Genomic DNA, 11776 nt, shown 5'->3' on the forward strand with positions numbered 1-11776 from the left:
ACGACATTAATGACCATCGGCCTGGTCAGCGCCTCACTATCAGGCTGTACCAACCCAAACACGCCGGCAGGTGAAGAAGGTTATGTCTTCGAAAAACCTAGGATCTTTGGCTCTGGTGGATATCGTGGCAGCCTGATAGGCCCCAGTAACTATGGCGTATCATTGTGGCGCAACGAAATCATTAATATCGATATGCGGCCCAATACTTACACCGAAAGCTTTAACATACTGGCCAATGATGATCTCAACATCAGTTTTAATTTTCATGCGGTCATCGCCATTAAAGCTGGCTCTGTCAAAGACGTGGTTGAACAGTATGGCGCAGAAAACTGGTATATCCGTTTTGTCCGTGAAACCTTCAGGACCTATGTCCGCGATGAAGTGCAGCACTACGATAGTGTTGCCCTAAAAGAAAACCGCTCAAAAATTGCCGAAGCGGTCGAGATAAACCTCAAAGGCTATCTTAAAACCTCACCGTTTCAGCTTAGAAACGTGGTCATAGGCAATATCAACTATCCTGAGATTGTGGCGATCGCGGTTGAGAAAAAGCTGGCTGCGCAGCAGTTATTATCTGAGAAAGAAACCCAAAAAGAGATTGCGCAAAAAGATGCCGAGATCCGCATAGAAGAAGCGAAAGGTATCGCTGAGGCGCAAAAGATCATCAACACCACCCTGACCCCCAATTACTTGCAACATGAAGCCATTAATGCCCAAATGAAAATGGCTGACTCGCCCAATCACACCACGGTATACATACCTGTCGGAACCAACGGCATTCCGCTGATTAAAGGCGCGAAATAGTGCACAACAGGAGATGGAACGATGAAGCTATATGAACTAGCCATGACCCCGAGTGCGAGGCGGGTCAATATTTTCCTTAACGAGATGGGAATTGAACTTGAGCGCGAAACGGTCAATATACGTGCTGGCGACAACCTCAGCCCTGAATTTAAGGCGCTTAGCATCAACGGTCGTATTCCGGTGCTGCAGCTTGATGATGGACAAACCTTGTGTGAGTCCATAGCCATATGTCGCTACTTTGACGAGATCTATCCAGCGCCGCGTTCGCTATTTGGCAACGCTGCACTTGAGAAAGCCCAAATTGAGATGTGGCAACGTATCTGTGAGCTACAAGGTTTATTCGTCGCGTTTCAGGCCTTTAGAAATATCACTAAGATTTACCAAGACCGTGAGCGCTGCATCGAAGCTTGGGGGGAAGAGTCACGCCAACGCGTCATCGAATTTCTGCCCACACTCGACACTCAGCTCAGCAAGCAGCCCTATATCGCTGGCAAACATTTTTCGGTCGCCGACATTACCGCTTATGTCATTCTGAGCTTTATCAAACATCTTGAAATAACCCCTGATGAGGCTCAAATACACCTCATCGCTTGGCTAAATCAAATTGAGCAACGCCCCTCGATTCAAGCGGTTAACTCAGGTAAGTACTAACAAGTGACTCAGCCTCAGCACGAATATCAGTGCTACAAGGTAAATGCAGTAATGTAAGTCGGTAATGTAAGTAACTACTGTAAGTCACTAAGGGCAAATTGACTGCTGTACTGCGGGTTAATCAGCTGAGTAACGGCGCAGCACCGCCGCTGATCACAGCCTAAGTGAGGCCAATCGGGCTTCACTTAGGCTTAGCCGATATAAAGACTAGGGCAGTTAGAGGCTAAATAACACATCGCTGCGAATGATATATTTTACCCCTTTGGTTATCGCCACAGAGCTATGAATACAGTGCATTGGATGCATGCCATGTGGGAAACATAACACGCTACCGCCTGGGGTTCTGACATCGACATTGGCCACCTCATCCCCGGCTTTAGCCGGTTTAGCGGCATCGTTAGCGTTGACCATAAAGCGGGTTTCTCCGCCTTCAAAGTCATCACTTAACAATATTAAAAAGGTCATTTGGCTAAAACGATCTGGGTAGGCATTGGCAACAAGTTGGTTGTCGATAATGCGGCTACCCGACCAAGCACCATCCGAGTGAGGTTTGAAATAGTCATCTTGGCTATAACGATAAAAACGAAACCGCGCATTGATGCCTAACGCCGTCGCACCGTTAAAAATCCCCTGCCTATCGTCCATCAGATGTGCCACTCGTTGCCAAATTATGCCATCGGTATGAGTATCAACGACCCAAGTTAAGCTATCGTTATGACGAACACTGCGCGGCAGTGATACTGCGGCGTCAGGTAAAAAGCCCAGCTGCTCGCTGAGCGCAATCAATCTCGCGCATTCATCCTTAGACAATACATTTAGTAACTGAAACGCCCCGGGGACATGGGTTAACTCGCGGCGCATGATCTGGCTAATATCAAAGTCACGGCTTAACATGGCCGGGTTAGCAGCAGAGTTTCCCCATGCAGGCAACGCCGGATGTTCAGCCCCTGGCTCAAAGGCGGCAACAAAAAACGATTCTGGCTTATTTTCAGGTTTCATATTTATCTCGAATTACAGTTAATTTTGCGGTGATTAAGCGGCGCATCACTGGCAAACAATTTTCATCTATATCATTAATATCAATTTGATAAGTAACAATTGGCTTATATTATCCAACCGCGTTATCGGCTGAGTACTCTCACCTGCGCAAATTGGCGATGCCCAGCAGCCGTGCCATGAAAACCAAAGCCACTTTGTTTAGCCCCAACCCATGGTCCGACACCACCAGCGCCCTGATTAATCCCCACCATACCCGCTTGCAGCTGCTCGGCTACATCCGCGGCGCCAACACCGCCAAACACAGATGCGCCCAGCCCATAAGGAGTGGCATTCGCTCGCTCAATCGCTTGAGATATATCAGTGAAGCGGCTAATGGCCACAACTGGGCCGAAGGTTTCCTCTTGCTCTAATTGCATGTCGGCGGTGATATCGGCCACTACCGTTGGCTGTATAAATGGTGGCTCATAATGCGCCTGACCGAGTAGGAATCGGGCGCCTTTATCTTGAGCATCGATAAGCTGTGCCACCACGCTCTGATGCTGCTTATGGTTGACTATCGGCCCAATGTTCACATTAGCCTGATCCCAAGCCCCCACGCGATAACGGCTAGCTAGAGCCACCACTTTTTGCTCAAATTCATCGGCAATACGAGCATCGACATAGATACGCTCGGTCGAGGTACACATCTGCCCCGCATTTTCAAAGGAGCTCGCCACAGCAAACTGCACCGCGTTATCAATATCCGCGCTTGCCATGACGATTAATGGATCATTTCCGCCAAGCTCCATGACTAAGCGTTTTAATGAAGATGCCGCTGACGCCATTATGTGTTTACCCGCAGCAAGCGAGCCGGTGAAGGCCACCATATTAATATCGGCATTGACTAAAGCCTTCCCCGTTTCCGCCCCGCCATGGGCAATTTGCAATAGGCCTTCGGGCAACACCTCATTTAACGTGTTCACAAATAAGTCTGCCACCAAAGGGGTTTCCTCTGATGGTTTTAATATCACGCTGTTACCTGCCATTAGCGCAGGAAGCAACAAGTTGTTCGCCATCGCAAGCGGATAATTCCATGGAGAAATCACTCCAACCACGCCTAAAGGTCGGTATTGCAACTCGGCGCCGCGCCCTAAAGGCTCAGCCTTTAGCGCAGCGGCAATCTCTTGGCAAAAATACTCGGCATTTTGTACCGTGCCTGCGGCTTCATAACTCGCTCTACGATGATCTTTACCCATCTCTTTACTGATTAATAATGCCAGTGATGGCTGGACTTTTGTGAGATTGGCATATGCCTGAACCACTTTTTGCTGCCGCGCGCTTAAGGATAATTGCCCCCAAGAGCGCTGCGCGGCTTGTGCCCGTTTAACTCGCAAAGGCATTTGTGCAAGAGTGGTAATGGCAACCTCACCGAGCGCTTGTTGATCGATTGGGTTGTAAGAGGTGAGCATAGACATCAATTGGTTTCCTTCAAAGGCATTAACTTAGGCTCATGCCAGATACATTATCTTTGGTGATTGAGACATAGTTTGCTAGAGTGGTAAATTAAAGCAACCAGTATACTTTTAGTAACCGCCCATATTTTAACGACAATATTAAAAATAATAGTTTAAATACAATGACTAAATACAATGACTAAATACAATGACTAAAGATAAAGAAATAAATTCACCAAGCTGTGAACAACCTTGTCTGATCGAGCGCGGCATGCGGATTTTAGGCGGAAAGTGGAAGGCATCCATTTTGTGGCATTTAAAAGATGGCCCAGTACGCTTTAATGAACTGTCACGCATGCTGGCAGGCGCCAGTAAAAAAATGGTCGATCAACGCCTTAAAGAACTAGAAGCCCAAGGGCTGGTGACCAGAGAGATCATCTGTACTCGTCCTATTGCTGTGACTTATGAAATCACCGACTTTGGCCGCACCGCACTAGCGATATTAGAAAAACTCAAAGATTGGACCGAAGAGAATGACCTTTAACAGAGATTAACCGTGCGCAGCACAGGGCGATCACATCGCTCAATGCATGTTTATATCGCCGGGGTAACATTAGCTGTATCACTAAACTAGCGTCAGGTTGAGTGTCGTGTTGACCACTCTTACACCGACGTCTTTGGTGCGGGACTTGGGCTTAGTGGTTACATCAATAATACAGATGTAATCACTACGCCTTAGATTAAGCCACCCAATCGCTTATTCGGCGTTATTTTTGATGACTTTTATAATTAACATCATTGATCACCTAAGCCCATCGTGCTAGCCCATTATCTCGATTAACTTAATTGATGGTTTTGACTCCAATAACGATTGAATATCAAAATCTTGCGATACTTTCGATAATAAAGAGTGAGGAGATATGAGTCTCAACAGTACGACGATACTTAATCACTTCAGCACCTAAGAATGACGTAATTCTTTTCCATGGTAAAAATCATTATCTAACGGCGCCCGCAAGCAGCAACAGTTCTAGCCTAATGTCACGCGTTGGACGCCTGTGTTTCATCTTTAGTGCTTAATGCTATGTTATGCGATTTTCATTTGTCCTTTCAGTACCGTAATCGCCTGACCTGATAGTTTAATCAAACCTGATGCCAACAGCTCAACATCAACATAGCCACCTCGCGAAGAGGCCTGAAACCCCTGCATACGAGATTTGTGCAACTTTTCTGACCAATAGAGACACAAGGCACAATGGGCTGATCCCGTCACAGGATCTTCATTAACCCCCACCCAAGGCGCAAAGTAACGGGAAATAAAATCAACTGCGGAGTCTGATTTAGCCGTGACAAGCACACCACGACCTTGAAGCTCTGCTAGACGGCCGAAATTAGGCGAAAGCCGCTTGACGCTATCTTCACTATCGAGCACGATTAAGTGTTTAGTATCAAAAGTACCAGAATCGATAACACTCTCTGCGGTCATCCCTAATAACTGAATAAGCGCAGGATCCATGTCACGGCTCATATTTAACCGTGGGGCGGGAAACGATAGATGAATACAATCGCTATCCAGCTCTGCTTGTAATACTCCCGATAGCGTATTGAACTCAATGATGTCACCAGCATGATTGCGCCCCTGTTCTTTAAGTATATGCGCAACGGCTAAGGTTCCATGGCCACACAAGTTGACTTCAACGTCTGGTGTAAACCAGCGTAATTGCATCGTATCAAGTGCTAAAAATGCCGTTTCTGACACCGCCATCTCACCTGAAATGGCCAACATAGTACTCTTATCGAGACTCTGCTCTGTAATACATACCCCTGCTGGATTGCCTTTAAAGACTTCAGATGTGAACGAGTCAACTTGATAAATATTTACTTCCACGGCATCTTCCTAATTGATAATGGTAGGCTTATGGTTGATGAGGCGATGTTCGCGTTGCCGGTAACGGTTTAACAGCACACAGGAGCAACGCTCACTCATTGGTACTTTATCCCTTTGTGCTTTAACCAGCCATGAGGGTGACGGTTTTTAGGATCTTGGTGCGTCCAGTGAATGACGCCGCCTTTTTTATTCCACGCATATTCGCCATAAAATTGCACTAAGTCGCCAATAGCTAGGTTAGGGATCTTGGGGGCGATATCGATATTATGTGCAATTAAAATACTCTGTCGATTATCAAGACGTAAAATAAAGCGTTGGTGTCTTGAGCCTTTATTATCATCAGCTAACAAACGAATCACTGTGCCCTCGCCTTGCACCTGAATATGACTTTGTTGTGATTCATAAGCCTGTTGTAAAAGCGCATCATTGGCCCACACAGGCAAGGACAATAGGCTTAAGCTCAATAGAATACAGGTTAATATCCGCTTCATTCTCACCCTCTCTTGAACCTGGCGCCTATCCACAAGAGACGCGATAACCAGTTCAATCTAATGCTTAAGGCTCATCTGAGCCATTGTCGTTATGCGGTTCTTGATACCATTGGATGATCTGGCTTTAATTGCAATAGATCCCAGCGGTTGCCGTAGAGATCTTCAAACACAGCGACGGTGCCATAATCTTGCTCTGCAGGCTCTCGAATAAAGTTAACCCCAACAGAGACCATGTGATGGTAGTCACGCCAAAAATCATCGGTATTAAGGAATAAAAAAACGCGTCCACCGGCCTGATTGCCGATAAAGGCCTCTTGTTCAGGTTTAGATGCTTTAGCGAGCAGTAGACTCATGCCAGTTGAACCCGGCGGCGCGACCACCACCCAGCGTTTATCTTGTTCAGCTTGGTAGGTATCTTCGACCAGATCAAACTTTAACTTGTTGACATAAAAATCGATCGCTTCATCATAGTCTTTTACGACTAATGCAATATGGACAATATTTTGTTTCACAATAACGCCTCACTGATTATAGGGCTAGATTAAACGCCGCCGTTGCAGCTAACGTTAATATGAATAGCCGTGTGCTTATTCCATGTATCTAGATTACTGGTTAAAGAGTCCATTTTGTGGGTTTGTATTCATTAAATTGAGACAACTAAGGCTAAGCTGTGTCGCTCAGCCTTATCTATACGCTTGCCACCATGCTAATCATTTTTAGGTTAAGAGTCTTGTGGCAAAACGCGCCTTAAAGCCAGCATGGCCACAGTCTAAAGTTACTCTATATCCGTTTGTGAGCACTCGATCTGCCAAGCCTCAATGGCATCGGCGGCGGCGCGAAATGCCTCGATACCCGATGGCATGCCACAGTAGACGGTTGAGTGCAGTAACACCTCTTGGATCTCTGCAATTGTGCAGCCGTTTCGTAGCGCGCCTCTTAAATGGCCTTTAAGCTCTGTCGGCGCCTTTAGTGCTGCCAAAGTGGCAATGGTAATAAGGCTGCGAGTTTGCTTTGAGATCCCCTCTCGCACCCACACTTCTCCCCACGCATTACGGGTCACCAGATCTTGCAGTGGCTGGGTAAAATCTGTGGCTGAATTTAGCGCCCTATCGACAAATGCATCGCCCATCACTTCTCGCCTTACCGCTAACCCTTGCTGAAACTTACCTTTGTCCATCGGTTGCACTCCTAAAATTCATTAACAATACTTTAAAATACTGTTTGATAATGAGTACAGCAAGTGATTAAAAAATAATACATTCGGCTTTAAATCCGATAGAGCAGAAACTGAATAAAACTAAGCAGCAAAAACCTAAGCGACAAAATCGAGCAGCTGAGGCAAAAAAGCGTTACCGTCTGATACGCCGCGATGATACACCGCCTCGACTTTCGACACATCACGCTCTAAACGCGATAACCCCAAAGACGTTTGTGGCTGTAATACCAGCGCACTGCCCGCTGCTTGTGCGGCGGCCAAGTCAGCTAAAGCGTCATTGTATACTTGATGACGGGCTAATATCGCGGCGGCCACTTTAGGGTAACGACGGTAAACGCGCTGTGCTAACCACTTTAATTTAAAGGCTGATTTTCGATAGTCTGGCTCTTGGGTCAAAATAACCACTTGACGTTGATAACCATCAACTCTTGCTTGCGCCAAAGGGATAGGCGCAGCAATCCCGCCGTCTAAATAGGGGGTGTTGTTTAATAGGGTGGGGGAAGAGATAAACGGCAAACTGCTCGAGGCAATAAGTACCTCTAAAAATGTGTCATGCTCGGCAAAATCACACTTACCAAAAAATGCGGTCTCACCCGTTAGGCAATTAAAGGCGCCGACTTTAAATTCAGCGTCAGCATGTTGAAAGGCTTCAAAATCATAGGGTAAGAGCTCATGGGCCATACGCCGATAGGTAAAATCGGTATTAACATAATTGCCATCACGTAAAAAATACTTCAATCCCATATAACGCTTATCGGCAAGATAGTGTTGCTGAATTTTAAGGTTGCGCCCGTGCTGACGCGACAGGTAAGACGCAGGATAAATCGCCCCAGCGGAGACCCCAACCAAATACTTAAAATGAACATCGGCAGCGAGAAAGGCGTCTAATACCCCAGCGGTATAGATAGCGCGCAGCCCACCGCCCTCGAGCACTAAGGCTGTGTCACTAATTGTTAGGCCGCGAGACGATGTTGTCTTGTTCACCGAGTTTAAATTAAGCACCCTACTCCCATTTATCATATGCGCGACTAACACCAGTTAGACTGCACCTGCATTGCCACTACAAGCCTGTTATCGCAATATACCGAATAGCTTGCTTCTATAAAATCGACATTGAGAGTACACAGATAAATTAAAAATAACAAACACCACCATCATAGATTTCATGGCAATGCATTGTTATTAAATGGTTATTTTAATCTGGTGAGGATAGGAGAGCGAACAGTATGGTGGCGAGTTAAGCGAGGCGAGCACAACAGCGAGAAATAACATCAACCAATGAGCAAGCGCCCCGTTAAAGTAGTCAGACCAAAGGTGGACATAACACCTACACTCATTGGCCTGTCACATTATAGGTTTCACTCTTCGGCTTGAATCTGCCCCACTAGCAATACGGGTGCCGCATCGAGCTCTTGGGCATCCATCATCGAGGCGATACGCTCGACAGCAGATAACAGTTGACTCTGCTCCCACTCTTCAAGATTTTGATAACGCTTAATAAAGTGTTCTTGCAACGGTTTAGGCGCCGCACCCAAAATCGTTTTACCCGATTCGGTTAGCGACAAATGCAATTTACGTTTATCGGTTTCACTGCGGGTTCGAGTCACTAAGCCACGGGTTTCTAATCGCTCGATGATGGTAGCAACCGTTGCAGGGCTCAGCGCCACATCTTGAGCAATTTGCTTGGCGAGCGGCACTTCAAGCTGGGCAATTTTCTGCATCACCATCAACTGTGGGCCCGTTAACCCCGATTGCTTACTGAGTTGCCGAGAATGTATATCGATGGCTCTTATTACGCGGCGCAGTGAAATTAATAGTTGTTCGTACTTTTCCATAATCCCCTCTCATTTGAGCTGCACCATAACAGAAATCACGCCCAGACTCATGCGCCACAGTCAAAAAAAGCAGAACAACTTAACCAGTTGCTCTGCTTTCATACTCACTGGCCACCATCAGCCCTAAAATAGCCGATATGATAAGCGCCAGTTGCGCTTTTAGGCTGAGGTTAGCCCCCGCCGTTTATTGGCTATACTTTTTATTCGCTCAGTTAGCGTTAGCCGAGCGAAAACTATCAATGTCGCCTTTAGCACAGCAAACATACCCTATAGATTAAAACGCAAAGGTACGTGAAACCGACAATATCGCGCGGGTATCACTCGTGTCGGTATCCATGCTGGTATCTTCAGCGGCGAGGTTAAAATCAAAGCCTTTCCAGCTGGTCATGTATTCGACGCGATAATGATTATACGCATCTTTGCCGTTCCATAAATATTTGTCTTCATCGAGTGACGTTGAGCGGTCAAGACTGACTCGAATATCGTGACCTTCGGCAATGCTAAAGGTATGCGCGGCCATCATGATGTAATGCCCAGCATCGAGACCGAAATAATCCCAAGAATACCAAAAATTTAACTCAGTTTGTCCAAGTGATGAGCCGTAACCAAACTTAGTGTAAGCTTCCGGATATTGGTAATCGTCAGAGAAAGAGTCGCCATGGTAAGTATAGTAAGCAATACCCGCATCGAGTGACACTCGCTCGATTAACTGTATATACTTACCGCCGTAAAAATCCAGCTCTAGCCAGGTGTCGTCACCGGCCCCAAAATCGACATTTGATGCCCACGCGCCCACGTACCAACCACTGTCGACATCGTAATCTAAGCTGGCTTGCAGTGCTGGGCCATTGTCGGTCTGACTAACACCGTTAAAAGTATAATCAGAGGCCAGATTAACGGTAGAACTTAACCCAGCAAAGGCCGATGTAGGCAAAGCCAGTAACCCCAAAATAGCCATATTTTTGATGGCGGTATTAATGGGACGATTTACTCTATTTTTTATCATGGTGTTCATCATTTTTCCTATTATTTTTATCGTTTAACGTTACGATTTACCCAGTGATTAACTGGCAAGTTCAATCTTAGTAAAATCAATCTTGTTCTCTTTCGGTGAACGCTCGATTTCGGCCACTTTCTGATAATGGGTCATCAATATATAAGTAAAGCAACCTAAGATAAGCGCGATGGCTAGCGCACCAACCCACTGAATTTGTAAGAAGTCTAGGCTAAACAGTAAGGTCAACCCACACATCAATACCAGATTACCTATGATGTATTGCGCCTTACCCAAACGCTGTACGGTAAGGTTAAGGTTGTCGGTGTAGAGTCGGATTAGTGAGTCTAATGAGTTGATAACAAAGGTGATGCCAACCGCAACCATGGCGAGATTGTAAAAGCCTGCCGTCGCAATGGCATTAGCGCTGTAGTAATAAAGCACGCTAAACCAAATAGCGATGGGGATAGACGGAAACACCATCATGGCGATTAACACTTGATAGGTTTTCATCCCCCCCACAAAGCGTGAGGTAAACTGACCAATCATAATGCTCCAGGCAAACCACCAAAATAGGTAGAATTCATGGTAGTCGTTTAACGGCAACACAAAATGGTGCAAGTTACCAAAGTAATCGCCAAGCAGCGCAAAGGTAGTGACAAATTCGCCAACACCTGACTCTGGCGACATAAAGGCCCCCACCCACATCAGTGCAATTAGCCCTAAAAACATCCAGGTGCTGGCAAGACTAAGGGTGCGAACGTAGCGGATGCTGGTACTCGAATAGACAGCGGCGGCAATCACTACAAACACAATCAGGTAGAAACTACTCACTATGGTTTCACCATCACCCAGCCCTGGTAAATACCAAGGTAAGTTGGTTAGTAATAAATAGGCGGTAAAGGCACAGGTGCCAATAATCACTAAATTATTAATAAACTTGATCACTGGGATCTCAAAGAATTTAACCCTTGGCTCAATCACACAGAAATAGAAGCAAGTTAAAAAGTAAAATGCCCAGATAAGGAATGCCCAAAAGCCAAACTCAATCGCCAGCGGATTGGTAAAGCCATATTCAGGGTTAGCGGCCAGATCGGCATAACCGGTAAACTCGGTCAGCGGGAACATGATCAAGCCCACATCCAAACCAGAGGTAAATAAAATCGCAATAAAAGTAAAAGTCCGCACTGGCGTAACGCCAACACACTTAATGTTTCCCCAGCGGTATATCACCAAAGCGATGGCCGCAAAGGTAAATAAAATGCCAATTGTTAACCATGTCGTCATTGCTATTTCCTTGCCTTCAATATTAGATAAAACATAGAGTTATCTCATTTTTTAGTTTTATATAACGCCAAGGATTAATTTCTAAAGGCTGCAACTATCCCTCAGGCGTTAAATATCGCGCTAACGATATGAAATCCCTGATACAAACACTTAAAAATTAAACCTGACAATCAGGGCCTTT

General features: G+C 45.9%; 13 protein-coding genes. 3 read left to right on the top strand and 10 right to left on the bottom strand.

The genetic code is table 11. The annotated features are described in order from the left end of the window. The first annotated feature begins 9 nt into the window (after window positions 1–9). Window positions 10–801: an SPFH domain-containing protein gene (locus AC5YBX_RS12000; RefSeq protein ID WP_494524819.1), complete on the top strand. Its 792-nt coding sequence runs from the start codon at window positions 10–12 to the stop codon at window positions 799–801. A 21-nt stretch (window positions 802–822) separates the two neighbouring features. Continuing rightward, entirely contained in the window at window positions 823–1452 is a 630-nt protein-coding gene (locus AC5YBX_RS12005) for a glutathione S-transferase (protein WP_494523743.1), read from the top strand. A gap of 216 nt (window positions 1453–1668) precedes the next feature. On the opposite strand, the gene AC5YBX_RS12010 is transcribed toward AC5YBX_RS12005, so the two are convergent. Together AC5YBX_RS12010 and AC5YBX_RS12015 are read right to left on the bottom strand one after the other, a co-directional pair. After that, window positions 1669–2451, bottom strand: a complete 783-nt coding sequence (locus AC5YBX_RS12010; protein WP_494523744.1) for a 2OG-Fe(II) oxygenase family protein — start codon at window positions 2449–2451, stop codon at window positions 1669–1671. 122 nt (window positions 2452–2573) lie between these two features. Continuing rightward, window positions 2574–3905 (bottom strand): aldehyde dehydrogenase family protein, encoded by a 1332-nt coding sequence (locus AC5YBX_RS12015; RefSeq protein ID WP_494523745.1) that lies wholly within the window; start codon window positions 3903–3905, stop codon window positions 2574–2576. A 187-nt stretch (window positions 3906–4092) separates the two neighbouring features. Between AC5YBX_RS12015 and AC5YBX_RS12020 the strand changes: the two genes are divergently transcribed. Continuing rightward, window positions 4093–4428 carry a winged helix-turn-helix transcriptional regulator gene (locus AC5YBX_RS12020; RefSeq protein WP_494521290.1) on the top strand — a complete coding sequence of 112 codons (336 nt, stop codon included), beginning with the start codon at window positions 4093–4095 and terminating at the stop codon, window positions 4426–4428. A gap of 543 nt (window positions 4429–4971) precedes the next feature. On the opposite strand, the gene AC5YBX_RS12025 is transcribed toward AC5YBX_RS12020, so the two are convergent. The 8 genes from AC5YBX_RS12025 to AC5YBX_RS12060 all read right to left on the bottom strand — a co-directional run bounded on the left by AC5YBX_RS12025 (window position 4972) and on the right by AC5YBX_RS12060 (window position 11595). After that, window positions 4972–5772, bottom strand: coding sequence for a PhzF family phenazine biosynthesis protein (locus tag AC5YBX_RS12025; RefSeq protein WP_494523746.1), 801 nt, complete (start codon window positions 5770–5772; stop codon window positions 4972–4974). Between the two features lie 95 nt (window positions 5773–5867). After that, complete coding sequence (locus AC5YBX_RS12030; RefSeq protein WP_494523747.1) at window positions 5868–6263, bottom strand: DUF3465 domain-containing protein; 396 nt, start codon at window positions 6261–6263, stop codon at window positions 5868–5870. Between the two features lie 89 nt (window positions 6264–6352). Continuing rightward, window positions 6353–6775 carry a VOC family protein gene (locus AC5YBX_RS12035; RefSeq protein ID WP_475514443.1) on the bottom strand — a complete coding sequence of 141 codons (423 nt, stop codon included), beginning with the start codon at window positions 6773–6775 and terminating at the stop codon, window positions 6353–6355. 263 nt (window positions 6776–7038) lie between these two features. Further along, on the bottom strand, window positions 7039–7440 hold the full coding sequence (locus AC5YBX_RS12040; protein ID WP_494523748.1) for a carboxymuconolactone decarboxylase family protein: 402 nt from the start codon (window positions 7438–7440) through the stop codon (window positions 7039–7041). A gap of 135 nt (window positions 7441–7575) precedes the next feature. Then, complete coding sequence (locus AC5YBX_RS12045) at window positions 7576–8430, bottom strand: patatin-like phospholipase family protein (protein WP_494524820.1); 855 nt, start codon at window positions 8428–8430, stop codon at window positions 7576–7578. 407 nt (window positions 8431–8837) lie between these two features. After that, window positions 8838–9314 carry a MarR family winged helix-turn-helix transcriptional regulator gene (locus AC5YBX_RS12050; RefSeq protein ID WP_475514445.1) on the bottom strand — a complete coding sequence of 159 codons (477 nt, stop codon included), beginning with the start codon at window positions 9312–9314 and terminating at the stop codon, window positions 8838–8840. Between the two features lie 274 nt (window positions 9315–9588). Then, window positions 9589–10320 (bottom strand): TorF family putative porin, encoded by a 732-nt coding sequence (locus tag AC5YBX_RS12055; protein WP_494523749.1) that lies wholly within the window; start codon window positions 10318–10320, stop codon window positions 9589–9591. Window positions 10321–10377: 57 nt separating this feature from the next. Next, window positions 10378–11595, bottom strand: a complete 1218-nt coding sequence (locus AC5YBX_RS12060) for a BCCT family transporter (RefSeq protein WP_494523750.1) — start codon at window positions 11593–11595, stop codon at window positions 10378–10380. Window positions 11596–11776: the final 181 nt, after the last annotated feature.

Source organism: Shewanella sp. 492, assembly GCF_059338445.1.